At 69.7% G+C, this 25382-nt stretch carries 19 protein-coding genes; 7 read left to right on the top strand and 12 right to left on the bottom strand.

Annotation, left to right across the window (positions count from 1 at the left end; translation table 11 throughout):
- Positions 1 to 167 precede the first annotated feature (167 nt).
- From era to lepB, 3 genes are read right to left on the bottom strand one after another with little or no spacing between them, the layout of a single operon-like run.
- Positions 168 to 1289, bottom strand: coding sequence for a GTPase Era (gene era / locus BUQ68_RS14580; protein ID WP_083656590.1), 1122 nt, complete (start codon positions 1287 to 1289; stop codon positions 168 to 170).
- Complete coding sequence (rnc, locus tag BUQ68_RS14575; RefSeq protein ID WP_075216712.1) at positions 1282 to 1995, bottom strand: ribonuclease III; 714 nt, start codon at positions 1993 to 1995, stop codon at positions 1282 to 1284. Before rnc ends, era begins: the two co-directional genes overlap by 8 nt.
- Positions 1995 to 2753, bottom strand: coding sequence for a signal peptidase I (gene lepB / locus BUQ68_RS14570; RefSeq protein ID WP_075216783.1), 759 nt, complete (start codon positions 2751 to 2753; stop codon positions 1995 to 1997). Before lepB ends, rnc begins: the two co-directional genes overlap by 1 nt.
- Positions 2754 to 3079: 326 nt before the next feature.
- Between lepB and BUQ68_RS14565 the strand changes: the two genes are divergently transcribed.
- A complete protein-coding gene (locus BUQ68_RS14565; protein ID WP_075216711.1) occupies positions 3080 to 3748 on the top strand; it encodes a hypothetical protein in 669 nt (222 codons plus the stop codon).
- A 23-nt stretch (positions 3749 to 3771) separates the two neighbouring features.
- Here BUQ68_RS14565 and acpS read toward each other — a convergent pair whose 3' ends face one another.
- The 4 genes from acpS to rpoZ all read right to left on the bottom strand — a co-directional run bounded on the left by acpS (position 3772) and on the right by rpoZ (position 8776).
- Entirely contained in the window at positions 3772 to 4188 is a 417-nt protein-coding gene (gene acpS / locus BUQ68_RS14560) for a holo-ACP synthase (RefSeq protein ID WP_075216710.1), read from the bottom strand.
- Entirely contained in the window at positions 4185 to 4793 is a 609-nt protein-coding gene (locus BUQ68_RS14555; RefSeq protein WP_245293262.1) for a DUF2062 domain-containing protein, read from the bottom strand. Before BUQ68_RS14555 ends, acpS begins: the two co-directional genes overlap by 4 nt.
- Before the next feature lie 1044 nt (positions 4794 to 5837).
- Positions 5838 to 8072, bottom strand: coding sequence for a RelA/SpoT family protein (locus BUQ68_RS14545; protein WP_075216707.1), 2235 nt, complete (start codon positions 8070 to 8072; stop codon positions 5838 to 5840).
- Between the two features lie 320 nt (positions 8073 to 8392).
- Positions 8393 to 8776 carry a DNA-directed RNA polymerase subunit omega gene (rpoZ, locus tag BUQ68_RS14540; protein ID WP_075216706.1) on the bottom strand — a complete coding sequence of 128 codons (384 nt, stop codon included), beginning with the start codon at positions 8774 to 8776 and terminating at the stop codon, positions 8393 to 8395.
- Positions 8777 to 9399: 623 nt separating this feature from the next.
- Here rpoZ and BUQ68_RS14535 point away from each other — a divergent pair.
- Both BUQ68_RS14535 and BUQ68_RS14530 read left to right on the top strand, forming a co-directional pair.
- Complete coding sequence (locus BUQ68_RS14535; protein WP_075216705.1) at positions 9400 to 9990, top strand: LabA-like NYN domain-containing protein; 591 nt, start codon at positions 9400 to 9402, stop codon at positions 9988 to 9990.
- A gap of 142 nt (positions 9991 to 10132) precedes the next feature.
- A complete protein-coding gene (locus BUQ68_RS14530; RefSeq protein WP_245293261.1) occupies positions 10133 to 10813 on the top strand; it encodes a uracil-DNA glycosylase in 681 nt (226 codons plus the stop codon).
- 646 nt (positions 10814 to 11459) lie between these two features.
- Here BUQ68_RS14530 and dnaE read toward each other — a convergent pair.
- Positions 11460 to 14930, bottom strand: a complete 3471-nt coding sequence (gene dnaE, locus BUQ68_RS14525) for a DNA polymerase III subunit alpha (RefSeq protein WP_075216703.1) — start codon at positions 14928 to 14930, stop codon at positions 11460 to 11462.
- 127 nt (positions 14931 to 15057) lie between these two features.
- Complete coding sequence (locus BUQ68_RS14520) at positions 15058 to 15351, bottom strand: hypothetical protein (RefSeq protein ID WP_139315248.1); 294 nt, start codon at positions 15349 to 15351, stop codon at positions 15058 to 15060.
- A 310-nt stretch (positions 15352 to 15661) separates the two neighbouring features.
- Between BUQ68_RS14520 and BUQ68_RS14515 the strand changes: the two genes are divergently transcribed.
- The 4 genes from BUQ68_RS14515 (at position 15662) to BUQ68_RS14505 (ending at position 19350) form a co-directional block, all read left to right on the top strand.
- Complete coding sequence (locus tag BUQ68_RS14515) at positions 15662 to 16540, top strand: DMT family transporter (protein ID WP_075216701.1); 879 nt, start codon at positions 15662 to 15664, stop codon at positions 16538 to 16540.
- A 111-nt stretch (positions 16541 to 16651) separates the two neighbouring features.
- Entirely contained in the window at positions 16652 to 18766 is a 2115-nt protein-coding gene (recG, locus tag BUQ68_RS14510) for an ATP-dependent DNA helicase RecG (protein WP_075216700.1), read from the top strand.
- Between the two features lie 75 nt (positions 18767 to 18841).
- Positions 18842 to 19048 carry a hypothetical protein gene (locus tag BUQ68_RS23330; protein WP_139315247.1) on the top strand — a complete coding sequence of 69 codons (207 nt, stop codon included), beginning with the start codon at positions 18842 to 18844 and terminating at the stop codon, positions 19046 to 19048.
- Entirely contained in the window at positions 19048 to 19350 is a 303-nt protein-coding gene (locus BUQ68_RS14505) for a CcdB family protein (RefSeq protein WP_075216699.1), read from the top strand. Before BUQ68_RS23330 ends, BUQ68_RS14505 begins: the two co-directional genes overlap by 1 nt.
- Before the next feature lie 623 nt (positions 19351 to 19973).
- Here BUQ68_RS14505 and BUQ68_RS14500 read toward each other — a convergent pair.
- From BUQ68_RS14500 to glgA, 3 genes are read right to left on the bottom strand one after another with little or no spacing between them, the layout of a single operon-like run.
- Entirely contained in the window at positions 19974 to 21605 is a 1632-nt protein-coding gene (locus BUQ68_RS14500) for an alpha-D-glucose phosphate-specific phosphoglucomutase (RefSeq protein ID WP_075216698.1), read from the bottom strand.
- On the bottom strand, positions 21602 to 23806 hold the full coding sequence (glgX, locus tag BUQ68_RS14495; RefSeq protein ID WP_210215647.1) for a glycogen debranching protein GlgX: 2205 nt from the start codon (positions 23804 to 23806) through the stop codon (positions 21602 to 21604). Before glgX ends, BUQ68_RS14500 begins: the two co-directional genes overlap by 4 nt.
- Positions 23778 to 25229 (bottom strand): glycogen synthase GlgA, encoded by a 1452-nt coding sequence (gene glgA / locus BUQ68_RS14490; RefSeq protein ID WP_075216696.1) that lies wholly within the window; start codon positions 25227 to 25229, stop codon positions 23778 to 23780. The genes glgX and glgA overlap by 29 nt, the downstream gene beginning before the upstream one ends.
- Positions 25230 to 25382: the final 153 nt, after the last annotated feature.

Here is a 25382-nt window from a genome sequence, read left to right as displayed (position 1 = left end):
GGCCGAACACGACCCAGCCCGTCCAGCCTCCCGCTCATCGGGGTCTGGTTCAACCGGACGAGCCACCGATGCGGCGCGGTCAGACAAGGAAAGCGTGGGTGGTCCGCCTGCGCGGACCATGACGATCGAGGTGGGACACCTCGGGCGGTGCGGCCTTGGGTGGTGCCCTACTTGCGCGGATACTCCAGGCCCATCTCGCGGTAACGCTCCGGGTCGTCGGACCAGTTCTCGCGGACCTTGACGAAGAGGAAAAGGTGGACCGGGCGCTCCATGATGCCCTGCAGCTCCTCGCGGGAGGCCATGGAGATGGCCCGGATGGTCTGGCCGCCCTTGCCGAGGACGATCTTCCGCTGGCTCTCGCGCTCCACGAAGATCACCTGCTCGATGCGCACGCCCCCGTCCTTCAGCTCCTTCCAGCCTTCCGTCTCCACCGTGGAGGCGTAGGGCAGCTCGTCGTGGAGGCGCAGGAAGACCTTCTCGCGGGTGATCTCGGAGGCGAGCATGCGCATGGGGAGATCGGAGATCTGGTCTTCCGGATAGAGCCAGGGGCTCTCCGGCAGGGTCTTGGAGAAGTGGCGCAGGAGATCCTTCACGCCGGAGCCGTTCAGCGCCGACACCATGAAGGTGGCGTCGAAGTCGACGCGGGCGTTGAGGTCGGCGGAAAGCGCCAGGAGGCTGTCGCGCTTGACCGTGTCGATCTTGTTGAGGATCAGGATCTTGCGGCGCTTCAGGTCGCGCAGGCGATCGACGATGGGGGCGATGTCCGCGTCGATGCCCTTCTTCACGTCGATGAGCAGCGCCACCATGTCGGCGTCGGCGGCGCCGCCCCAGGCGGTGTCCACCATGGCGCGGTCGAGCCGGCGCTTGGGCGCGAAGATGCCCGGCGTGTCGACGAAGATGACCTGCGCCCGGCCCGTCATGGCGATGCCGCGCATGATGGCGCGGGTGGTCTGCACCTTGTGGCTGACGATGGACACCTTGGCGCCGACGAGCTGGTTGAGGAGCGTCGACTTGCCGGCGTTGGGCGCGCCGATGAGGGCGACGAAGCCGGCGCGGGTCGGGGCATCCGGATCAGCGTCGTCGGCGTCGTCCTCGGCCTCTTCATCCTCGTCGCCGTCGTCGTCGAGGTCGTCTTCGCTTTCGATGTCGTCCGCGTCGTCGAGACCCTCGGCGCTGAGGTCTTCGTTGTCGTTGTCGGCGGCGGTGTCCAGATCGTCGGCGGCGGGCGTGGGCGCGAGGGCCTCGGGCTCAGTCGGTCCGGCGTCGTCTCCGCGCTTGCGGTCATCCATTGTCGGCACTCCAGATCCCCTCACGGACCAGAACGCCCGTGGCGGCGGTCATTTCCGCCTCGCGTTTCGATTTTCCCCGCCCCTCGCCGCACGGACCGCCCGTGATGCTCACCGCGACGGTGAACTCGGGGGCGTGGTCCGGGCCGGAACGGTCGGTCATGACATAGGTCGGCGTGGGCAGGCCCTTGCCCTGCGCCCACTCCTGAAGGGTCGTCTTAGCGTCGCGGAGCGGCCCGGACAGGGCCTCCATACGGGGCCGCCAGTTGCGGTCCACGAAGGCGCGCGCCGCGTCGAACCCGCCGTCAAGATAGATAGCGGCAATCACCGCCTCGGCCACGTCGGCGAGGATCGCGCCCTTGCGCCGGCCGCCGGACTGCCGCTCGCCGGCGCCAAGCCGGATGCCGGCGCCGAGATCGAGAGCGATCGCCACCTCGGCGCAGGTCTCCTTGCGGACGAGCTGGTTGAGCCTGCGGGCGAGATCGCCCTCGTCGGCCCGCGGGTGGGCGCGGATCAGCATATCGGCGACGACGAGGGCGAGCACCCGGTCGCCGAGGAATTCGTCGCGCTGGTAGCTTTCGTGGGCGACCCGGTCACCCGGCACCGCGCTGCGGTGGGTGAGCGCCCGCGCCACGAGCGACCGGTCGCGGAAGGCGTAGGCGATCCGCTGCTCCAGGGCCTCGATGGCCTTTTCGAAGTTCGGTGACATTATCCAAGCGTCTGGAGCATGCGATCCCACCGGACGGACCATGGCCATGTCCAGACCATCCAGGGCTTCGCGTTCTCGTCCATGGAGAAGAAGATGATGTCGGCCCGGCCGATCAGGTTCTCGAACGGCACGTAGCCGACGCCGGAGCCGGCCACGCGGCTGTCGGCGGAGTTGTCGCGGTTGTCGCCCATCATGAAGTAATGGCCCGGCGGCACCTCGAACACCGGCGTGTCGTCGGCGGAGGAATCGGGCACGAGGTCGAGCGTGTAGTAGCTGACGCCGTTCGGCAGCGTCTCGCGGTAGCGCGGCACGCTGACGGTGCGGCCGAGGGGATCGGTCTCGACGAAATCCTCCACCCGCTGACGTTGCACCGGCTGGCCGTTGAGGAAGAGCGCGCCGCCCTGCATCTGCACGGTGTCGCCCGGCAGGCCGACGACGCGCTTGATGTAGTCGGTGCTGTTGTCGGCCGGCAGCTTGAACACCGCCACGTCGCCCCGCTCCGGTGCCGCCGACCAGAGCCGCCCGTCGATCGGCGCGAGGCCGAACGGGAAGGAATAGCGGCTGAAACCATAGGAGAATTTAGAGACGAACAGATAGTCGCCGACAAGGAGAGTCGACTTCATGGAGCCCGAGGGAATCGAGAAGGGCTGGTAGAGGAAGGTTCGGACCACCAGCGCCAGAAGCAGCGCCTGAATGATCACCTTCACGGTTTCGCCGATCCCGCCCTTTGCGGAGTCCTTGTCGCTCGTCACGCTCATCGTCACTTCCATGGAGGGGGATCGTCAACCTTCAGGCGCCTTGTACCGGGTCGACCGCAAGGGCGCAACGCGTGACGCTGAAAACGAGCGGAATTGCGGCGGTGACGGCCGGGTCGAGACGGGGCGGCACGCGGCGCCGGACGCCGGGCCGACCGGTCGCTGGACGCCGGGCCGACCGGTCGCTGGACGGCCCCGATCCGGCACCAGGAGCCGCGCGTATACCCTTCCTTCAGCACGCTCATGCGATGTTATGCATAGCGGACCGGCGCCAAGAACATGGGCGACAAACGGCTGATCCGTACATATCGCAACGGAGGACATGCCTCATGGACACGGCCGCGCGGCTGCAACCCGCTCTCCGACCGACGCCCGCCGGGCCCTCCGAAACGGCCGACGCCTATGCCTACCTGCCGCGGACGGCGCTGCGCGCCATGTTGGCGATGGGCGGACAGCAGAAGGGGCCGCCCGCCGCCGGGCTGGTGGCGACCGCGGCGGCACGGCCGGAGATTCTCGCCGAGGTGGTCGGCGCCCTCACCGACCAGGACCCGGACGTGCGACGCCACGCGGCGCGCGTGATCGACGCCCTGGTGCGGGCCGGGCAGCGGGTGCTGGAGCCGCACGCCGGCCGGATCCGCGCTCTCTTCATGAGCCACGACGATGCCCACGTGCAGGCGGCGCTGGCGGCGGCGGTCAGCGGCCGGCGCTGGTCGGACGCCGAGATCCCGGCGATCGCAGACCGGTTGATGGTGCTCAGGGCCGGCCCTTCGGCCGCCGTCCGCAACGCGGCGCTCGACGCACTCTTCCGTCTGTCGCGGCGGTCCACCGCAGTGGCGGCGCTCTATGCGGCCGAGTGGGAGAAGGCGAACGTCGGCACCGCATCGGAGAAGGCGCGCGCCCGGGTGCTCGCCAAGGCGGCCGCGGCACCGCCGCCCATGGGCCGGCGCTCCACCGACCACGTGGTCCAGATCGCCCGCCGCCGTCAACCGGCGGCGTGAGGGCCGACGCGACGCTCCTCATTTCAAGCGCGGGGCGGCCAGACCTCGGGCCAGGCAGAGATGACCACGAAGGCCTGCGCCAGCGGATAGTCGTCCGTGATGGTGAGGTCGATCCGGGCCACGAGGCCCGGCGGCGTGAGGCTCTGCAGCCGTTCCAACGCCGACCCGGTGAGCGTCAGGGTGGGCTGGCCGGACGGCAGGTTGACGACGCCCATCTCGCGCCAGTTCACCCCCATGCGGATGCCCGTGCCGAGCGCCTTGGAGCACGCCTCCTTGGCGGCGAAGCGCTTGGCGTAGGAGGCCGCGCGCTCGTGGCGGCGGTCGGACCGGGCGCGCTCGATCTCGGTGAAGACGCGGTTGGTGAAGCGCTCGCCGAACCGCTCCAGGGTCTTCTCCACCCGGCGGATGTCGATCAAGTCGCTGCCGATGCCGACGATCATGGTGCCACGCTCTCGCTCTGCGGCGCGGTCTGAAGCGCCGCGCGTCCGCGCCGGATCCGTTCGCGGCGGCGGTTCTGGAAGCCGCTGACGGCCGGATAGACCACGACGAAGCAGATGAAGCCGGCAATCAGGCCGAGCGGCACGCTGCCGACCAGCATGGGCTTCAGCACCGGCCAGAGCCGGTGAAAGCCCGCCTGGAACAACCCCTCGGTGAGGACGGCGGTTCCGTTCGAGGCCGCGACCTCCACCGGCGAGGCGATCGGGTTGGCGCCGCCGGAGAGGACCCACTTGCCGACCTCGTGGGTGGCGGCCCAGATCAGCGGGAAGGTCAGCGGGTTGCCGACCGCCGTGCCGAGCGCCGCCGCCAGCATGTTGGCGCGCACCAGGTAGGCAACCAGGAAGGCCAGCAGGAAGTGGAGCCCGATGAAGGGCGTGAAGGACGCGAAGGCCCCGGCCGCGACGCCGGCCGCGATGGCATAGGGCGTCGCCGTCAGCCGGATGATCCGCTTCCAGACGTAGGCGGACGTGCGCCTCCAGCCCCGCTTCGGCCAGAGCGCATGCCGCACGCTCTGCCGCCAGTCCCGCCTGTGACGCCGTGCGAACACCCGTTCCCGTCTCCCTCACGCGCCACCGGGGCACCCTCCCCCCATGTAACGGGAGAGGGCGGGGAAATCCAGATGCGGGGTGGGAAGGGGGTGGGGGTGAGGCGGGACGGGGGGGGGGGGGGGGGGGGGGGGGGGGGGGGGGGGGGGGACGCCGCTCCGGCTCGACGTCATCCCGGCGAAGGCCGGGATCCAGCCGACGGCGGCGGTGCGTGGAGCGTCGAGGCGGTCGGAGAGGACGGTTGGGCCCCGGCGTGCGCCGGGGTGACGATCTGGGGGGAGGTGGAGGGAGCGGGTTGAACCGCGGTCGTTCCGCCAGCGGTTGCGGTGGTTCCGCAAGCGGTAGCGTTCTTTCCGCCGGCGGTAGCGGTCGTTCCGCCGGCGGTCCACGGACCATCTCCGCCGCCCTTGCCACCGCGCCGACATCGTCATGGTCCGGTTCAGCCGGACCAGCCACGCATTCCGCCATGCACTGTTGCCCGACGAACATGCGTGGGTGGTCCGCCTCCGCGGACCATGACGATCGAGAGCGTGGTGCAGCGGCGGTCCACGGACCATCTCCGCCGCCCTTGCCACCGCGCCGACATCGTCATGGTCCGGTTCAGCCGGACCAGCCACGCATTCCGCCATGCACTGTTGCCCGACGAACATGCGTGGGTGGTCCGCCTCCGCGGACCATGACGATCGAGAGCGTGGTGCAGCGGCGGTCCACGGACCATCTCCGCCGCCCTTGCCACCGCGCCGACATCGTCATGGTCCGGTTCAGCCGGACCAGCCACGCATTCCGCCATGCACTGTTGCCCGACGAACATGCGTGGGTGGTCCGCCTCCGCGGACCATGACGATCGAGAGCGAGTGCCGTCCGGGCACGCCGCCGTGCAAACGGGTGCTTGGTGCCGTCCGGGCACGCCGCCGTGCGATCGGGGGCGTGGTGCTATCGGATCATGCCGGTCTGCAAGCGATCAGAGGCCCTTCGCCATCCGGTCACGCCGCTGCCCATGTCCGCCCCCACCCCCCTCACACGCGCACGACCCCCCTCAACCCGCCCTACCCGTTCACCCGCTCCACGCGGCTGACGTTCGGGACGGTGCGCAGTTGGTTGATGATGCGGTTGAGGTGTTTCAGGTCGTAGACTTCCAGGTCGATAACCACCTCGTGGAAGTCGGAGGTGCGGCGGGCCATGCGGATGTTGTCGATGTTGCCGTCGTTGTCCGAGATCGTCTGGGCGATGCGGGCGAGCGAGCCCGGCTCGTTGAAGGAGTGGATGGCGATCTGGGCCGGGAAGCGGACGGGGTCGTGGGCGTCGATGTCCCAGCGCACGTCGAGCCAGACGTCCGGCTGCTCGTCGTAGGCCTTCAGGGCCGGCGACTGGATCGGGTAGATGGTGATCCCCTCCCCCGGCGTGATGATGCCGACGATGCGGTCGCCCGGCACGGCGCCGCCGTTCGGGGCGAAGCGCACGGGCATGTCGGCCGCGATGGAGCGGACCGGCAGGCCGCGGCCGCCGGTCTCGTCGGAATTCATGTGGCGGAACTTCATGCCGGTCTGGCCGGCGAAGGAGAACCAGCCCTCCTCGGCCCGGTTGAGCTCGCCGCGGACGGCGACCGAGGAGGCGCGCTCGTCCTTGTAGTCCGGGTAGGCGGCCTTGAGGACGTCGTTGGACGGGATCTCGGCGCGGCCGACGGCGGCGAGAAGATCGGCCACCGACGGCTGGCCGAGGCGCGGCAGGGCGAGTTCCAGGAGGCTGTCGGTGAGGTCGCGCTTGGCGCGGGCGAAGGCGGTCTGCAGCACCTGCCGGCCGAGGCTGGCGAACTGCTTGCGGGTGGCGTCGCGCGTCGCCCGGCGGATGGCGGCGCGCGCCTTGCCGGTGATGGCGATGGTCTCCCAGGTGGGCGGCGGCACCTGCGCCTTGGAGCGGATGATCTCCACCTCGTCGCCGTTCTGGAGTTGGGTGACGAGCGGCATGATGCGGCCGTTCACCTTGCAGCCGACGCAGGTGTTGCCGACGTCCGTGTGCACCGCGTAGGCGAAGTCGATGGGCGTCGCGCCGCGCGGCAGGTTGATGAGCCGGCCCTTCGGCGTGAAGCAGAACACCTGGTCCTGGAAGAGCTCCAGCTTGGTGTTCTCCAGGAACTCCTCCGGGCTCGATCCGTCGGAGAGGGATTCGATGGTGCGGCGGAGCCAGGCGTAGGCGCGGCTCTCGTCGGAGAGCTGGGGCTGCACCGCCAGACCGGCGGGCCGCGCACCCGGCGCGTCCTTGTAGAGCGCGTGGGCGGCGATGCCGTACTCGGCGATGCGGTTCATGTCCTGGGTGCGGATCTGCAGCTCGACGCGCTGGCGGTGCGGGCCGACCACGGTGGTGTGCAGCGACCGGTAATCGTTCTGCTTCGGCGTGGAGATGTAGTCCTTGAACCGCCCCGGCACGGACGCCCAGATGGTGTGGACGACGCCGAGGGTGCGGTAGCAGGTGTCGAGATCGTCGACGAGCACGCGGAAGCCGTAGATGTCCGACAGCTGCTCGAAGCCGAGCTGCTTGGTGATCATCTTGCGGAAGATCGAATAGGGCCGCTTCTGGCGCCCCTTCACCACGGCGCCGATGCCGCGCTGGCCGAGATGGTCGGAGAGCTCCCGCTCGATGTCGCCGATCAGCGACAGGTTCTTGGAGCGGATCTCGTCGAGCCGCTGGGAGATGGTCTGGTAGGCCTCCGGATGGAGGGTCTTGAAGGCGAGGTGCTCCAGCTCCTCGCGCATGTCCTGCATGCCCATGCGGCCGGCGAGCGGCGCATAGATGTCCATGGTCTCCTCGGCGATGCGGCCGCGCTTGTGCTCCGGCACGTAGTGGAGCGTGCGCATGTTGTGGAGCCGGTCGGCGAGCTTGACGAGGAGAACCCGCACGTCCTCGGCGATGGCGAGGAGGAGCTTGCGAAGGTTCTCGGCCTGTTCGGTGCGCTTGGAGACGAGGTCCAGCTTCTTCAGCTTGGTGAGGCCCTCCACCAGGTTGCCGATCTCCGGCCCGAACAGGGTGTCGATCTCCTGGCGGGTGGCGTCGGTGTCCTCGATCGTGTCATGCAGGAGCGCGATCACGATGGTGGCCTCGTCCACATGGAGGCCGGTCAGGATGGCGGCGACCTCCAGCGGATGGGAAAAGTAGGGGTCGCCGGAGGCGCGCTTCTGCAGGCCGTGCTTCTGCATGGCGTACACGTAGGCACGGTTGAGGAGGCCTTCGTCGCAATCGGGATTGTAGGTCTGAACCCGCTCCACGAGTTCGTATTGCCGCATCATCGAAGCCAGCACCCTCTGAGCGCGCGGATCCCACCAGACTGTCGCGCGGGCCCGACGCGGCGGGCCTCCTCCGCGCGGGGTCCGGCGCCGGTGCTCCCGCGGGCACCGGCCGATCATTGGCGCCCGGCAAGGCGCGCCGCCCGGGGGCGATCGCCCGGGCGCCTTCACGACGAAGGCCCCGCACCCGGCGCTGGTGCCGCCAGGGTGCGAGGCCATCGGTCGATCGGGTCTGGTACCCGGCTCATGCCGGCCGGTTACATCCGACCCTCATGAGCGTTGCGGCCTGACCGGTCGGCGCCCCGACGGGTGCGCCGCCGGGATCAGATCTCTTCCACCTTCTCCGGCGGCACGAGACCTTCCAGGCCCTTCAAAAGCTCTTCCTCCGACATCTGGTCGAAGGCGATCTCGTCGTCCGGCGCGTCGTCGCTGGCACTGCCGATGAGGCCGGCGACCGGCTCCTGCTCGGGCTCGTCCACTTCCACGTACTTCTGCAGGGAGTGGATCAGGTCCTCCTTGAGGTCCGACGTGGAGACGGTCACGTCGGCGATCTCGCGGAGCGCCACGACCGGGTTCTTGTCGTTGTCGCGATCGATCGTCAGCGGCGAGCCCGACGAGATCATCCGGGCGCGGTGACTGGCGAGGAGAACCAATTCGAAGCGGTTCTCGACCTTGTCGATGCAGTCTTCGACGGTGACACGGGCCATAATGCTATCTCCTCGGCATCCGGATCGGGCGTGGCGGCGGCTGGGTCGGGGCGAACCGGCCACAGGACGGTGGGCGCCACCATGCGCCATCCGAAGGTGCGCGTTCCGAAAGGGTTCGGTGGCGCCCAGCGGCGGCGGTTGAACGCGGCGCCGGAGACATTTCCACCTGTGTGCTCGTGTGGTGACATAAATCGCGCTCGACAGGAATGCAAGCCTCGCCTATCCTTTCGGCGATTGCGAACAAGAGACAACGATCCTATCGGTCCCATCCCCAGGAACTTTCTTCCGCGCCGATCAGGGTTCGATTGACCCGTCGGCGTCGTCCGACGTCGTTCTCTGAAATCTATTCGTGCTCTCTGAACCTATTCGTTTTTTTTGACATTCCCGATGATCGCCGCGGCCCGGTCGCTCCGGTCGGACCCAGACAATCGCCGGATCCCAGGCTGCCGGAAACATGGATCGATCCGGTCGTTCCGATCACCCGTGGCGTCGAACCGGGTGATCCGACCTTCCGTCTCGCCCTCGGGCGTTCCAGTCCGGCAGGCTTTCGTCAGGAAAAATTAGGGTTAGAGCCTTAACTAAGAACAAGCCTTGAGCTGAAGAAGAGGTGAGAAGTTTTCCTGATGTTCGACGAACGCGAAAAGATCGCCCTGTTCATCGACGGCGCCAACCTCTATGCGACCGCGAAGGCACTGGGCTTCGATATCGACTACCGTCGACTCCTGAAGGAGTTCAGCGCGAAGGGGTATCTCCTTCGGGCGCTCTACTACACCGCGCTTGCCGAGGACCAGGAGTATTCATCGATTCGGCCGCTGATCGACTGGCTGGATTACAACGGCTACAAGGTCGTCACAAAGCCGACGAAGGAGTTTTTCGACAGCACAGGGCGCCGGAAGATCAAGGGTTCGATGGATATCGAACTTGCCGTCGACGCCATGGAGCTGGCTGAATACATCGATCACATCGTTCTCTTCTCCGGCGACGGAGATTTCCGGTCGCTGGTCGAGGCGATCCAGCGCAAGGGCCGGAAGGTGAGCGTGGTGTCCACGCTTCAGACGCAGCCGGCCATGGTGGCCGACGAGTTGCGCCGGCAGGCCGACCACTTCATCGACCTCGCCACCCTGGCGGCCCGAATCGGCCGCGACCCGGCCGAACGGGCGGCGCGCGCCGCCGAGCGCGCCACGCAGGCGCAGCAGGAAGACGACCGGGACTGATTCGCCGGCGCCTGCCTGAAGACCGGACCGCCATCCCCGGCGGGACCGGCCCGCGCCGGGCGCGGTGCCCGCTCTCCCGCCGCCCGCCAGACAAGGGAATCGCGGCCCCGCGCCGCGCCTTTTCCGCACCAGCCGAGCGGCCATGCCACCAATGCCCCTGCCCGATGACGCCCCCTTCGGCCTCGAGCCGCCGCGGGACTGCCCGCGCTGCCCGCGCCTCAAGGCCTTTCGCGAAACCCACCGCGCGCTGGAGCCCACCTGGCACAACGCCCCGGTGCCGTCCTTCCTGCCGGTGGAGGGACCGGGCGCGGCGCGGCTGATGGTCGTCGGCCTGGCGCCCGGCCTTCGCGGCGCGAACCGGACCGGCCGGCCGTTCACCGGGGATTTCGCGGGCGACCTTCTCTACGACACCCTGATCGACTTCGGCTTCGCGGCCGGCACCTTCCGGGCCGACCCGGACGACGGCCTGCGGCTGACCGACGCGACCATCACCAACGCGGTCCGCTGCGTGCCGCCGGAGAACAAGCCGGTGGGCGCCGAGATCGCCAACTGCCGGCCGTTCTTCGCGGCGACGCTGGCGGCCGGCACGGGGGTGCGGGCCATCGTGGCGCTCGGGCGAATCGCCCACGACCAGGTGCTCCGGACGCTGAACCGCCCGGCCGCCTCGGCCCCGTTCGCGCACGGGGCGGTGCATGAGTTGGACGGACGGCGCGCGCTCTACGACAGCTACCACTGCTCACGGTACAACACGAACACGGGCCGGCTGACGCGGGCGATGTTCCGGGCGGTGTTCGAGCGGGTGCGGGCGGATCTGGAGGGGTGAAGGGGGGGTGGGACACACCGACGTGCTTCCTCTCCCCTTGAGGGAGAGGGGGACCGTCGCGGATGCGGAATGCGGGGGTGGGCGACGTTGGGCGGGGGTCGCCAGACCCTCCGACGCGCCCCCTCTCCCCTTGAGGGAGAGGGTTGGGGTGAGGAGTGTCGGCGCCGAGGCGTGGGGGGAGGCGTTGATGGGGTGTGAGACGGCTGGCGGAGGCGGTTCACCCCTCTCCCCAACCCTCTCCCTCAAGGGGAGAGGGAGAATGGTGGGGCCCGGACGACAGGAGGAGGCGGTTCACCCCTCTCCCCGACCCTCTCCCTCAAGGGGAGAGGGGGACCGTCGCGGATGCGGGAGAGGGGGTGTGTCGCGGATGCGGAATGCGGGGGTGGGCGACGTTGGGCGGGGGTCGCCAGACCCTCCGACGCGCCCCCTCTCCCCTTGAGGGAGAGGGTTGGGGTGAGGGGTGTCGGCGCTGCGGGATGAGGGGCGGCGTTGAGGGAGTGTGAGACGGCTGGCGGAGGCGGTTCACCCCTCTCCCCGACCCTCTCCCTCAAGGGGAGAGGGGAGTATGTCGCGGGTGGGGGGCCGTCGCGGGGTGGACCGTCGCGAGTGAAAGGACCGTCGCGGGCGGTCTGCTCGATGACGCGCCTCAGGCGACCAGTTCCACCTCCACCACGCCGGGGACGGAGCGGAGGGCGCCGGCGATCTGGGGGGAGACCTTGTAGCCGCCGGGGAGTTTGACTTCGACCTCGCCCTTGCCGCCTCCGGAGACGACGATGAGCGAGACGGGGCTGTCGCCGGTGGGCTCCAGGCGCTTGGCGATGGCCTCCAGGGGCTGATCGTCGCGCAGGAACACGCGGAGGCTGTTCTTCAGCCGGCCGGCGGCCTGGTCGAGCGGTTCGACCGTGTCTATGCGCACCGAGATGCCCTCCGGCTTGTCCTCGGCGGAAACGAGCAGGATGACCGAGTGGCCGGGCTCCAGGAGCTCGCGGTAGTGGTTGAGGCCCTCGGAGAAGATCACCGCCTCGTACTGGCCGCTCGGGTCGGAGATGCCGAGGATGCCCATCTTGTTGCCGGTCTTGGTCTTGCGCTCCTGGCGGGCGACCACGGTGCCGGCGAGGCGGCCGGCGGTGGAGCCGCGCTTCACGGCGGCGGAGAACTCGCCCCAGGTCTGCACCCGCAGGCGGCCGAGGATGGCCTGATAGGCGTCGAGCGGGTGGGCGGAAAGGTAGAAGCCGATGGCGCCGTGCTCGCGCTGGAGCCGCTCCTCCTGCAGCCAGTCCTGCACGGCCGGAAGGCGGACCGGTTCGGGCTCCCCGCCCCCACCGAACATGTCGTTCTGTCCGCTCGTCTGAAGGTCGACCCGGCGGGCCGCGACGGCGAGGATGATGTCGAGCCCTTCCACGATGCGAGCGCGGTTCGGCTCCAGGCCGTCGAAGGCGCCGGCGGCGGCGAGGCTTTCCAGCACGCGCTTGTTGAGCGCCTTCGGCTGGATGCGGTCGGCGAAGTCGGCGATCGAGGCGAACGGCCGGTCGCCGCGCACCTCCACGATATGCTCCACCGCCTGCCGGCCGACGCCCTTCACGGCGGCGAGCGCGTAGAGGATGCGGCCGTCCCGGACCTCGAACTCCACGTCCGATTCGGTGACGGACGGCGGCTGGACCTTGATGCCGAGGCGGATGGCGTCGCGGCGGAAGTCGTTGATCTTGTCGGTGTTGGCCATGTCGAGCGTCATCGACGCGGCGAGGAACTCGGTCGGGAAGTTGGCCTTGAGGTAGGCGGTCTGGTAGGCGACGAGGGCGTAGGCGGCGGCGTGGCTCTTGTTGAAGCCATAGTCGGCGAATTTTGCCAGAAGGTCGAAGATCATGTCGGCCTGCGCCTTGTCGATCCCGCGCTCCACCGCGCCGGAGACGAAGCGGGCGCGCTGGGCGTCCATCTCGGCCTTGATCTTCTTGCCCATGGCGCGGCGGAGGAGATCGGCCTCGCCGAGGGAATAGCCCGACAGGATCTGGGCGATCTGCATCACCTGCTCCTGGTAGACGATGATGCCGTAGGTCTCCTTCAGCACCGGTTCCAGGCTCGGGTGCAGGTAGTCCGGCTCTTCGAGGCCGTACTTGCGGGCGCCGTAGACGGGGATGTTGGCCATCGGGCCCGGCCGGTAGAGGGCGACGAGGGCGATGATGTCCTCGAACCGGTCCGGCTTGATCTCCGAGATGGCCTTGCGCATGCCCATGGATTCCAGCTGGAACACGCCGACGGTCTCGGAGCGGGCCAGCATGGCGTAGGTGGGCGCGTCGTCGAGCGGCAGGGCCGAGAGGTCGATGGTGACGCCCTTGCGCTCGATCAGGCGGAGCGCCTTTTCCAGGACGGTGAGGGTCTTCAGGCCGAGGAAGTCGAACTTCACGAGGCCGGCGCTCTCCACCCACTTCATGTTGTACTGGGTGACCGGCATGTCGGAGCGCGGGTCGCGGTAGAGCGGCACCAGCCGGTCGAGCGGCCGGTCGCCGATGACGATGCCGGCCGCGTGGGTGGAGGCGTGGCGGTAGAGTCCTTCCAGGCGCAGCGACATGTCGATCAGGCGGTCGACGATGGGCTCGTCGCGCCGGGCCTCGCGCAGGCGCGGCTCGTCGGTGATGGCCTGGGCGAGCGTGACCGGGTTGGCGGGGTTCTGCGGCACCAGCTTGCAGAGCTTGTCCACCTGGCCGTAGGGCATCTGCAGCACGCGGCCGACGTCGCGAAGGACCGCGCGGGCCTGGAGCGTGCCGAAGGTGATGATCTGCGCCACCTGCTCGCGGCCGTACTTCTGCTGCACGTAGCGGATCACCTCCTCGCGCCGGTCCTGGCAGAAGTCGATATCGAAGTCCGGCATCGACACGCGTTCCGGGTTGAGGAAGCGCTCGAAGAGGAGCGCGAACCGCATGGGATCGAGATCGGTGATGGTGAGCGCGAAGGCGACGAGGGAGCCGGCGCCGGAGCCGCGGCCCGGGCCGACGGGGATGCGGTTCGCCTTCGCCCACTTGATGAAGTCGGCCACGATCAGGAAGTAGCCGGGAAATTTCATCTTGGTGATGATGCCGAGCTCGAACTCCAGCCGGTCGCGGTAGTCCTGCTCGCTGGTGCCGGGGGCGCAGCCGTGGACCTTGAGGCGCGCGTCGAGGCCCTCCCAGGCCTGACGGGTGAGCTCTGCCGCCTCGGCGCGCTCCGCCTCGGCCACGTCCCCGACGTCGCCGCCGGCAAAGCGCGGCAGGATGGGCTTGCGCTTCTTCGGCCGGTAGGCGCAGCGCATAGCGATCTCGACCGTGTTGTCGACCGCCTCCGGCAGATCGGCGAACACGGCCCGCATCTCGCGGCGGGACTTGAAATAGTGCTCCGGCGTCAGGCGGCGGCGGTCGTCCTCGGCAAGGACGCGGCCCTCCGCGATGGCGATCAGGGCGTCGTGCGCCTCGTAGTCGTCGCGGGCGGGAAAGAAGCAGGCGTTGGTGGCGACGAGCGGGATGCCCCGGTCGTAGGCGAAGTCGATGAGGTCCGGCTCGACCTGCCGCTCCTCGTCGGTGCCGTGGCGCTGCAGCTCCATGTAGAGTCGGTCGCCGAACAGCTCCTCCAGCCGGGTGAGCCGGGCGGCGGCGCTGTCCCGGTCGCCGCGGACGAGCGCCTGGTCGACCGGCCCGCCGGGGCCGCCGGTGAGGGCGATGAGGCCGGCGGTCACCCCCTGGAGCGCGGCAAGCGGCACGTGCGGCCGGGCGCCGGGCTCGGTCTCCATGAAGGAGCGGGAGACGAGGAGGACGAGGTTGTCGAAGCCCGCCTCGGTGCCGGCGAGGAGCACGATCGACGGCAGGCTCGCCGGCATGCCGCCGCGCCGGCGGTCCACCGGCTCGTCGCCGAAATCGACGGTGAGCTCGCAGCCGACGATAGGCTGGATGCCCTTCTCGGCGGCTTTCTCGGAAAACTCCAGGGCGCCGAACAGATTGCCCGTGTCGGTGACCGCGATGGCCGGCTGGCCGTCCGCGTCGGCGAGCTTCAGGATCTTGCCGAGCGGCAGCGCGCCTTCCAGGAGCGAATAGGCGGAGTGGACCCGAAGGTGCACGAATCCGAGATCGTCCGCGCCCCGTTCGCCCGCCACGACACAGCCTCCTCACCCGTTCTTCCGCCCGCCGTACCCTGTGTCGCAAGGCGCGGCCCGATGCTCAATCGTCAGAGCCCGCGACGGCGGCCTTATGCACAGATCCCGGCCCGGCGGGACGGCGACGTCAGAGCCCCGGGTCGCCGCCGAGGATGAGAGCCAGCATGGTGGAGAAGAGGATGAGCGCCCCGAAGGCCGCCACGTCGCGCACCAGGGCTGCCTGCACGAGGCTCGCGGCAAGGCGGCGGTGAGGCGGGATCATGAAGTCGGCGACCGTGAGCACCATGGTGTCGTCCGCTTCGCGCGCCCGGATCAGCGGCACCAGCGGCGCGCGGCGGCCGGGCTGGCGGCGCGCCGTCAACCGGGCCGAAGCCGGACCGCGGGGCGCGGGCGCTGCGAGGGTCTGGGTGCTGGTCCGCATGATGTCCTCCAATCCTGTTCTGTTTTAAGAATGTTCCTCTTATGTTCTTTCGTCAAGAGCCTTTCATCCTCCATCCGGGTGATGCGCCGCCCAAGACCGCGTTCGTTTGTTCGCGTCGTGTCCTGTTTGTCGCAGCGCCGCGACCGCGATGGCTGAACCGTCACTGTACGGCACGGTCGTCGGCGCCCTATGGTCGGCGGCGGGCGCGGCGGGGCCATGAGCCTGCCGACGGTAGCGTCCGTTGCTGACATCCCCTGTCCGCATTGGCGTCCATGGCTCGCCCGGGCCGACAGAGCTTGGAGAGCGTTGCATGATCGGCGACAGGTCGCGGGGACTGGGCATCGCGCTGGTGGCCGGCGGGACGGTGCTCTGGAGCACGGCCGGGCTCTTCATGCGGGCGCTGGACCTCACCCTCTGGACGGTGCTCGGCTGGAGGGCGCTCTTCGGCGGGCTCGCCCTGGCGCTGATCGTCGTCGTCCGGCACGGCCGGCGGTCCGGCGAGGCCGTCCGCTCGCTCGGGGTCGCCGGGCTGGTGGCGGTGCCGCTGACGGCGGTGTCCATGCTCTCCTATGTGGCGGCGTTGAAGCTGACCACGGTGGCGAACGTGCTGGCGGTCTACGCCACGGTGCCGTTCCTGGCGGCCGGGATCGCCTGGCTCTGGCTCGGCGAGCGGGCGACCGTTCGGGTGATGCAGGCGAGCGGCATCGCGCTCGTCGGCATCCTGGTGGTGACCGGCTTCGCGGCCCGGCCTGACGACGTGGCGGGCAGCGCCCTCGCCTTCGTGATGACCGCCTCCTTCGCGGTGGTGCTGGTGATGGCGCGCCGCTATCCGAACATGGAGATGGCCTCGCTCAACGCGCTCGGCGCCGGGCTCTGCGCGCTCGTCTGCTGGCCGCTGATGAGCGAGGGGATTCCCTCGGCACGCGATCTGGTGATCCTGGCCGGGTTCGGCATCGTGACCTCGGGAATCGCCTACCTGCTCTTCCTCATCGGCGGGCGGCTGATCCGCTCCAGCGAGGCGGGCCTCATCGGCACGACGGACGTGGTGATGGGTCCGCTCTGGGTCTGGCTGGTGTTCGGCGAGGATCCGGGCCGGGCGGCGATCATCGGCGGCGCCATCGTGATCCTGGCGGTCGCCTGGTATCTGGCGGACGCGCTGAAGGCCGACGCGGTGGCGCCGGCCGCGTGATCGCGCCGGGGCCGGCGGAGGATGCCGCGCGCGCCCCATGGCCCCGCCGCCCCGCATGCGCTAAAGCCGGGCGACCCTGTCCGCCTTCCTGGTCTTCCGCAGCCCCGCCCCATGCGCCCTCACCTTCTCAACCCGCTGTTCGCGCCGCTCTCCGCCCTCCCCGGCGTCGGGCCGAAGCTGGCGCCGAAGCTTGCCCGGCTGGTGGGGCCGACCGGCGAGACGGCGCGCGAGGCGGTGATCGCCGACCTCCTTCTCCACCTGCCGCGCGAGGTGGTGGACCGCTCGCGCGAGGCGCTGGTGGCGACGGCGCCGGAGGGCGCGATCGTGACGCTCCGGGTGCGGGTGGACCGGCACAAGCCGTCGCCGCCGAACAACCCGCGCATGCCCTACCGGGTGATGGTGCAGGACGAGAGCGGCGAGCTGGCGCTCACCTATTTTCACGCCGAGAAGGGCTGGCTGGAGAAGCTGTTTCCCGTGGGGGAGACGCGGCTCGTCTCCGGCCGCATCGAGTGGTTCGCCGGCTCGCCGCAGATGGTGCATCCGGACCACGTGGTGAGCCTGGAGGCGGCCGAGACGCTGCCGCGCATGGAGCCGGTCTACCCGCTGACGGAGGGGGTTTCGGCCAAGGTGCTGCGGAAGGCCGCCGAGGCGGCGCTCGACCGGCTGCCGGAATTGCCGGAGTGGCAGGATCCTTCCGTGCTGCGGCAGGAGGGCTGGGCCGGGTTCGGCGAGGCGCTGCGGCGCCAGCACCGGCCGCTGGAGCCCTCGGACCTTGCCGAGGACAACCCCTATCTCGCCCGCCTCGCCTATGACGAGCTGATGGCCGACCAGCTGGCGCTCGCCCTGGTGCGGCGGTCGCTGCGCACCATCAGCGGGCGGGTGCGCCGGCCGACGGGCGCCCTTTCGGGCAAGCTTCGGGCCGCCCTGCCCTTCTCGCTCACGGGCTCGCAGGAGGCGGCGATCCGCGATGTGGTGGCCGACATGGCGGCGCCGACGCGGATGATCCGCCTCGTTCAGGGCGACGTCGGGTCCGGCAAGACCATGGTGGCGCTGTTCGCGGCCGCCGCGGCGGTGGAGGCGGGCGGACAGGCGGCCTTCATGGCGCCGACGGAACTCCTCGCCCGCCAGCACGCCCGCTCAATGGCGCCGCTCTGCGAGGCGGCCGGCATCCGCCTTGCGGTGATGACCGGCGCCGACCGGCCGAAGCAGCGCAAGGAGACGCTGGAGGCGGTGGCGATCGGCGAGGTGGACATCCTCGTCGGCACCCACGCGCTGTTCCAGCAGGGCATCCAGTTCCGCGACCTGGCGCTCGCCGTGGTGGACGAGCAGCACCGGTTCGGCGTGCACCAGCGGCTGGCGCTTTCGGCCAAGGGCGACCGCACCGACCTGCTGGTGATGACCGCGACGCCGATTCCGCGGACGCTGCAGCTCTCCTATTTCGGCGACATGGACGTCTCGCAGCTCACCGAGAAGCCGGCGGGGCGCAAGCCCATCGTGACGCGGACCGTGTCGCTCGACCGGCTGGACGAGGTGGTGGAGCGGATCGAGGCGGCGGTGGGACAGGAGGGCGCCAAGGCCTATTGGGTCTGCCCGCTGGTGGAGGAGAGCGAGGTGAGCGACCTCGCCGCCGCGACGGAACGCTACGAGATACTGCGGACGGTGTTCGGCGAGGCGGTCGCCCTCGTCCATGGCCGCATGAAGCCGGCCGAGAAGGAGGCCGCCATGAAGCGCTTCGCCTTCGGCGAGGCGCGGGTGCTGGTAGCGACGACGGTGATCGAGGTGGGCGTCGACGTGCCGGACGCCACCATCATGGTGATCGAGCACGCGGAACGCTTCGGCCTCGCCCAGTTGCACCAGCTGCGCGGGCGGGTCGGCCGCGGCAAGGCGGCGTCCACCTGCCTGCTCCTCTTCAAGGGGCCGCTCGGCGAGACCGCCAAGGCGCGGCTCGCGGTGATGCGCGAGAGCGAGGACGGCTTCCGCATCGCCGAGGAGGACCTCCGCCTCCGCGGCGGCGGCGAACTGCTCGGCACCCGCCAGAGCGGCACGCCGGGCTTCCGGCTGATGCGGCCGGAGATCCACGGCCGGCTGGTGGAAATGGCCCGCGACGACGCGGCGCTGGTGTTGACGCGGGATCCGGACTTGAAGGGCGAGCGGGGCCAGGCGCTTCGGGTGCTGATGTACCTGTTCGGGCGGGACGAGGCTGTGCGGCTGATCCGGGCGGGATAGGAAAGGCGGGATGCGATTGCACTCGCACGGCATGGGCGTCGGTTGTAGTCTGGGCATACCGACTTGGAGCTCAGGATGACGGACGGGAACGAACGCGCTGAAGTCGTCGATCGTGCCAACGATGGCGCGGATGCTGGCGAGCGCGTGTCGGGTCGCCCGCGTCGGACGGCGACGCAGACGGAGATCGACGCCTACCGGGAGGAGAACCGGGCCGCCGCGCTGGCTTGGAACCGTTGGCTTGAAGAGACTGGAAATCCATTCGACGGTGATCAACTGATCTGATGGGCCGGTTCGCGGTGCACCGCTACCCCCGCGGAAGTACCGGATTGGTTGTGGACGTCCAGGCCGATGGCTTGGCCGACCTTTCCACCCGCGTGGTCATCCCACTGGTGAGAAGGCCTGAATTTTCCGCGGCAATGCGTGCCCTGCATCCGACGCTCGTCATCGACGGTGCGGACTATGTGCTTGCGACACACTTGATGACGGCTATTCCCCGGCAACGACTGGGACCCCAGGTCGGCACAGTCGCGCCCATTGCGGATGTTGTGAAGAGGGCGCTTGATCGCCTGCTTTTCGACATCTGAGCGATGTGCTCGCCGCATTCGCGTCTGCTGCGACCCGGGTGCGGAGCGGCAAGGATCGGGAGATGTGCCCTTGCCGGCCAAGTGATCGACGAGCAGCGGGAGAGGCCATTTCACCACCCCAGCCATCGTCATGGTCCGGTTCAGCCGGACCAGCCACGCATTCCCTTGAAGCGATCGAGAAAGCGTGGCTGGTCCGCCTGCGCGGACCATGACGATCGAGGAGGATGGGGCGGGGTGTAGGGCGAACGCACCAAAGCAGGCGCGGCCGGTTTGTTCCTCACCCACCATCGTCATGGTCCGGTTCAGCCGGACCAGCCATGCATTCCCTTGAAGCGATTGAGAAAGCGTGGGTGGTCCGCCTGCGCGGACCATGACGATCGAGGCGAGGAGGCAGTCCGGCGCGTCGCACGGGTGACGGACGAACTACATCCTTCAATACCACCCCCACCCTCGTCATGGTCCGGTTCAGCCGGACCAGCCACGCATTCACTCGACGCTCTGGAGAAAGCGTGGGTGGTCCGCCTGCGCGGACCATGACGATCGAGGCGGATGGGGCCGGGTGTGGGGCGAACGCAGCGCTGCGGGAGAGGCCGGTTTGCCCCTCCCGCGCGTATTGTGTCTCCTCAGGTGATCACGTCCGGGGCTTCGCGGCCGGTGCGGGTCTTGATCTGGGCGAGCGTCTCGGCGGCCTCGATGACGGGCTTCAGGGCGTCCTGGGCGTCGAGGCCGTGGCGGGCGGGGTCTTTTTCGTAGTTCTCCAGGTAGACGCGGAGGGTGGCGCCCTCGGTGCCGGTGCCGGAGAGGCGGAAGACGAGGCGTTCGCCGCCCTTGAAGAGGATGCGGATGCCCTGCTTCGTGGTGGTCGAGCCGTCGATCGGGTCGAGGTAGGAGAAGTCGTCGGCGGTGGTGACGGTGAGGCCGGCGACGGTCTGGCCGGGGAGGTCCGGCAGCATGGCGCGGAGGTGCTCCATCAGGCCTTCCGCCGAGGGGGCGTCCACCGCCTCGTAGTCGTGGCGGGTGTAGAAGGTGCGGCCGAACTCGGCCCAGTGCTTCTCCTGGATGGATTTCAGGCTCTCCTTGCGGACGGCGAGGATGTTGAGCCAGAGGAGCACCGCCCAGAGGCCGTCCTTCTCGCGCACATGGTCGGAACCTGTGCCGGCGCTCTCCTCGCCGCAGAGGGTGCAGAGGCCCGCGTCGAGGAGGTTGCCGAAGAACTTCCAGCCGGTCGGCGTCTCGTAGGCCTTGATGCCGAGCTTGGCGGCCACCCGGTCGACGGCGCGGCTGGTGGGCATCGAGCGGGCGACGCCGGCGAGGCCGCGCTTGTAGCCTTTGGCGAGGTGGGCGTTGGCGGCCAGCATGGCGAGGCTGTCGGACGGGGTGACCACGGCGCCGCGGCCGAGCACGATGTTGCGGTCGCCGTCGCCGTCTGAGGCGGCGCCGAAGTCGGGCGCGTCCGGCCCGGCCATCAGGTCGTAGAGCTCCTTGGCGTAGATGGGATTCGGGTCCGGGTGGCCGCCGCCGAAGTCGGGCAGAGGGACGGCGTTGACCACCGTGCCCTCCGGGGCGCCGAGGACGTCCTCCAGGATGCGCTTGGCGTAGGGGCCGGTCGCCGCGTGCATGGCGTCGAAGCGCATGGTGAAGCCGGAGCGGAAGAGGGCCGCGATGGCGTCGAAGTCGAACAGGTGCTCCATCAGGCCGACGTAGTCTTCCACCGGGTCAACGATGTCGACCACGCTGTCGTCGAGGGCGGCGGTGCCGAGGGTGTCGAGCCGGAGGTCGGCGACGGCGGTGAAGTGGAACTCGCTGATGGTCTTCGTGCGGGCGAAGATCTCGGCGGTGACGCTTTCCGGCGCCGGGCCGCCGTTGGCGCCGTTGAACTTGATGCCGAAGTCGCCGTCCTCGCCGCCGGGATTGTGGCTGGCGGAAAGGATGATGCCGCCGAAAGCGCCGAGCTTGCGGATCATGTTGGATGCGGCGGGGGTGGAGAAGAGGCCGTTGCGGCCGACCACCAGGCGCTTCACGCCGTTGGCCAAGGCCATCTTGATGATGATCTGGATGGCGGTGTCGTTGAAGAAGCGGCCGTCGCCGCCGATCACGAGGGTCTGGCCCTTGATGCCGCCGACACCGTCGAAGATGGCCTGCACGTAATTCTCAAGGTAGCCGGGCTCCATGAAGACGCGGGTCTTCTTGCGAAGGCCCGAGGTGCCGGGCTTCTGGCCCTCGATGGGGGTGGTGGCGACGGTCGTGATGGTCATGCCCCGTGCTCCGCGGTTGTCTTGGTCGGGCGTTTGCGCTTGTCGAGGACGCCTTCGGCAAAGGCCAGGATCGAGCGACCCTGCATTTCGAGGGTGCGTCCGGGCGGAAGTGTGGCCGTGGCGGACGGCAGGCCCGCCGGGGCGTCGGTGGCGAGGACCGGCTGCCAGCCGTGGCCGGCCTTGCCGCGCGGCAGCGTGACAGGCATCGACTCAGCCCCGGCATTGACGAAGAGGAGGACAGCCGGGCCTTCGTCGTCCTGGTGCGGCAGGGCGGCGCCGCGAAGGACGACGCCGAACGCCCGCATGGTGCGCTGGCGCCAGTCGTCGGCCCCGGCGGCGTGGCCGCGGGTGTTGAACCACTGCACGTCGAGCATGCCGTCGGACGGCCGCTCCTCCGCGTGGAGGAAGCGGCTCTGGCGGAGCACCGGGTAGGTGCGCCGGAGCGTCGCCAGATGGGCGGTGAAGGCGACGAGGTCCGGATCGCGGGACAGCGCCGGCCAGTCGACCCAGCCGGTGGGGTTGTCCTGGCAGTAGGCGTTGTTGTTGCCGCCCTGGCTGTTGCCGAGCTCGTCGCCCGCCGTCAGCATGGGCACGCCCTGGCTGAGGAAGAGCGTGGCAAGAAAGTTGCGCACCTGCCGCCGGCGGATCGCGAGCACGCCCGGCAGGCCGGTCGCCCCCTCGACGCCGTAGTTGGCGGAGTGGTTGTCCGAGTGGCCGTCGCGGTTGTCTTCCAGGTTCGCTTCGTTGTGCTTGTGGCCGTAGGAGACCAGGTCCTGCAGGGTGAAGCCGTCGTGGGCGGTGACGAAGTTGAGCGACGCCCAAGGCCGCCGGCCGCGCCGGTCGAACAGGTCGGCGGAGCCGAGGAGGCGGGCGGCGAACTCGGGGGCGACGCCCTCGTCGCCGCGCCAGAAGCGGCGGACCGTGTCGCGGAAGCGGTCGTTCCACTCGGAATGGCCGGGCGGGAAGTTGCCGACCTGGTAGCCGCCGGGGCCGATGTCCCAGGGCTCGGCGATGAGCTTGACGGTGGAGAGAACGGGATCCTGCCGGAGCGCGCCGAGGAAGCGGCCGTTCGGGTCGAACCCGGTGGGCTCGCGGCCGAGGGTGGCGGCGAGATCGAAGCGGAAGCCGTCGATGCCGATCGCGGTGACCCAGTAGCGCAGGCTGTCGAGGACGAGCTGGGTGACGCGCGGGTGGCCGACGTTGAGCGTGTTGCCGGTGCCGGTGTCGTTCACGTACCAGCGCGGCCGGTTGGGGTTGAGCCGGTAGTAGCTGGCGTTGTCGAGGCCGCGGAAGGAGAGCGTGGGGCCGAGCTGGTCCACCTCGCCGGTGTGGTTGTAGACCACGTCGAGGATGACCTCGATGCCGGCGGCGTGGAAGCGGTCCACCATGGCGCGCACCCGCTCCACGGTGCCGATGCCGCGGCTGGTCTGGTCGTAGCGCGGCTCCGGGGCGAAATAGGCGATGGACGAATAGCCCCAGTAGTTGGTGAGGCCCTTCCGGACGAGGAAGCCCTCGTCGACGAAGGCCTGGATCGGCAGGAGCTCCACGGCGGTGACGCCGATCCGCACCAGATGCTCCAGGATGGCCGGGTGGGTGAGCGCCTCGTAGCGGCCGCGCACCTCTTCGGGCACGGCCGGGTGGCGCATGGTGAGGCCGCGGGCGTGCGCCTCGTAGAGAATGCTGTCGGCCATCGCCCGGTTCGGCCGCCCCGTGACCGGCGGCAGGAGATGCGGGTCGGCGACGAGCGCCTTCGGCACCACGGGAGCGCTGTCGCGGGTGTCGAAGGTGAGATCGTCGTGGGTCAGCGCCTGGTAGCCGGCCATCACGTCGGCGGTGCGGATGCGGCCCGTCAGCACCTTGGCGTAGGGGTCGATGAGGAGCTTGTTCGGGTTGAACCGGTGACCGGCCTCCGGGTCGTAGGGCCCGTGGGCCCTAAGGCCGTAGACGGTGCCGGGCTTCAGCCCCGCGATGTGGCCGTGCCAGACCTCGTCGGTCAGCTCCGGCAGGCGGACGCGGGCGTATTCGTGGCCGGTCAGCGGGGCGAACAGGCAGACGTCGATGGCGGTCGCGTGGGCGGAGAAGACGGCGAAGTTCACGCCGTCGCCGTCGAAGGTGGCGCCGAGCGGATAGGGCCGGCCGGTGGTGGCGGCGACCGCCGATCCCGCGCTCATGTCAGACGGAGCGAGTGCCGAGGAGGTCATCGTAGAGCGCCATGTATTCTGCGGCGGAGGATTCCCAGCCGACCGGGTGAGCCATCGCCTTGGCCTGGATCTTCTTCCACGTCTTCTTGTCGGCCCAGAGGTCGAACGCCCGTTCGAGAGCAAAGCCGAGGCCGGCGGCGGTGACCGGCGAGAACTGGATGCCGGTGGCCGTGCCGGTGCGGACCGCCGCCTCGTTGGCGTCGATCACCGTGTCGGCGAGGCCGCCCGTGCGCGACACGATGGGCAGCGTGCCGTAGCGAAGCCCGTAGAGCTGGGTGAGGCCGCAGGGCTCGAACCGCGACGGGATCAGGATGGCGTCGGCGCCGCCCTGCAGGCCGTGCGCCATTACCTCGTCATAGCCGATGACGGCCGCGACCCGGCCCGGGTAGCGGGCGGCGGCCTCGGTGAAGTGGCGCTCCAGGCCCGGCTCGCCGGTGCCGAGCACGGCGAGTTGGCCGCCGCGGGCGACGATGCTGTCGAGGTGCGGCAGCACCAGGTCGAGGCCCTTCTGGCCGGTCAGCCGGCTGACGACGCAGAAGAGAAGCGCCTCCGGATCGTCGGCAAGACCCAGACGGCGTTGGATCTCGGCCTTGCAGCGAGCCTTGCCCTGGGGTCGGCGGGCCGAGTAGACGGCCGGCAGGAGGGGGTCCGTCTCCGGATCCCACTCGCCGTCGTCGATGCCGTTGACGATGCCGGAGAGCACCTCCGCCCGCTCGTTGAGGATGCCCTCCATGCCGAGGCCAAACTCGGGCGTGCGCAACTCGCGCGCATAGGTGGGGCTTACGGTGGTGAGCCGGTCGGCGAAGACGAGGCCGGCCTTCATGAAAGAGGCGTTGCCGTAGAATTCCACCCCGCCGGGGGAGAAGAACCAGCTGGGCAGGCCGAGCCCGGCGAACTCGCTGGCCGAGCAGACGCCCTGGAAGGCCACGTTGTGGATGGTGAAGACGACCGGCGGGTGCGGATCCTCCGAGACGGCCAGATAGGCGGGGGTGAGACCGGCCTGCCAGTCGTGGGCGTGGACGACGTCCGGGTGCCAGCCGCTGGCGCCGAAGCGGGCGACGGACGCGCCGATCGCCCCGAGGGCGGCGAACCGGCGCGGGTTGTCGGACCAGTCGCGGCCCTCCGGCCCCACATAGATGCTGCCCGGCCGGTCGTAGAGGTGCGGCGCTTCCAGCGCCATCACCTTCAGGCCGTCGCGGGTGGTGCCGAGAAGGAGGCGGCCCGGCCCGCCGAACACGTCGCCATAGGTGGCGACCTCCTGGACGGCGTCGAGCTTGTCGACCACGCCGCGGTAGGCCGGGATCATCACCCGCACGTCGCCGCCGAGGCGGCCGAGCGCCAGCGGCAGCGCGCCGACCACATCGGCGAGGCCGCCGGTCTTGATCAGCGGGTAGCATTCCGAGGCGACGAAGAGAATGCGCACGTAAGAGAGCTCCGTTCAGGCGCAGATCGAGACCAGACCAACCGGTATCGTACGCGGACGCGTCGCGTCCGTGGCTTCCGTCGTCGTGTGAGGGATCAGTGTCCGCCCCGCCCCGTTCGTGAGGGCGGACCGGGATCAGCCCACCCTCGTCTC

Origin of the sequence: Mongoliimonas terrestris, assembly GCF_001927285.1 — a bacterium.
GTDB classification, from domain to species: Bacteria; Pseudomonadota; Alphaproteobacteria; order Rhizobiales; family Pleomorphomonadaceae; genus Chthonobacter; species Chthonobacter terrestris.
This window is presented reverse-complemented; position numbering and strand designations above follow the sequence as displayed.

Coding starts and splice junctions, on each gene's coding strand:
- lepB (WP_075216783.1), bottom strand. CDS start 2,753: ATGAGCGTGACGAGCGACAAGGACTCCGCAAAGGGCGGGATCGGCGAA.
- era (WP_083656590.1), bottom strand. CDS start 1,289: ATGGATGACCGCAAGCGCGGAGACGACGCCGGACCGACTGAGCCCGAG.
- BUQ68_RS14515 (WP_075216701.1), top strand. CDS start 15,662: ATGATCGGCGACAGGTCGCGGGGACTGGGCATCGCGCTGGTGGCCGGC.
- acpS (WP_075216710.1), bottom strand. CDS start 4,188: ATGATCGTCGGCATCGGCAGCGACTTGATCGACATCCGCCGGGTGGAG.
- BUQ68_RS14500 (WP_075216698.1), bottom strand. CDS start 21,605: ATGACCATCACGACCGTCGCCACCACCCCCATCGAGGGCCAGAAGCCC.
- BUQ68_RS14535 (WP_075216705.1), top strand. CDS start 9,400: ATGTTCGACGAACGCGAAAAGATCGCCCTGTTCATCGACGGCGCCAAC.
- recG (WP_075216700.1), top strand. CDS start 16,652: ATGCGCCCTCACCTTCTCAACCCGCTGTTCGCGCCGCTCTCCGCCCTC.
- BUQ68_RS14505 (WP_075216699.1), top strand. CDS start 19,048: ATGGGCCGGTTCGCGGTGCACCGCTACCCCCGCGGAAGTACCGGATTG.
- BUQ68_RS14545 (WP_075216707.1), bottom strand. CDS start 8,072: ATGATGCGGCAATACGAACTCGTGGAGCGGGTTCAGACCTACAATCCC.
- BUQ68_RS14530 (WP_245293261.1), top strand. CDS start 10,133: ATGCCACCAATGCCCCTGCCCGATGACGCCCCCTTCGGCCTCGAGCCG.
- rnc (WP_075216712.1), bottom strand. CDS start 1,995: ATGTCACCGAACTTCGAAAAGGCCATCGAGGCCCTGGAGCAGCGGATC.
- rpoZ (WP_075216706.1), bottom strand. CDS start 8,776: ATGGCCCGTGTCACCGTCGAAGACTGCATCGACAAGGTCGAGAACCGC.
- BUQ68_RS23330 (WP_139315247.1), top strand. CDS start 18,842: ATGACGGACGGGAACGAACGCGCTGAAGTCGTCGATCGTGCCAACGAT.
- glgX (WP_210215647.1), bottom strand. CDS start 23,806: ATGACCTCCTCGGCACTCGCTCCGTCTGACATGAGCGCGGGATCGGCG.
- BUQ68_RS14565 (WP_075216711.1), top strand. CDS start 3,080: ATGGACACGGCCGCGCGGCTGCAACCCGCTCTCCGACCGACGCCCGCC.
- BUQ68_RS14520 (WP_139315248.1), bottom strand. CDS start 15,351: ATGCGGACCAGCACCCAGACCCTCGCAGCGCCCGCGCCCCGCGGTCCG.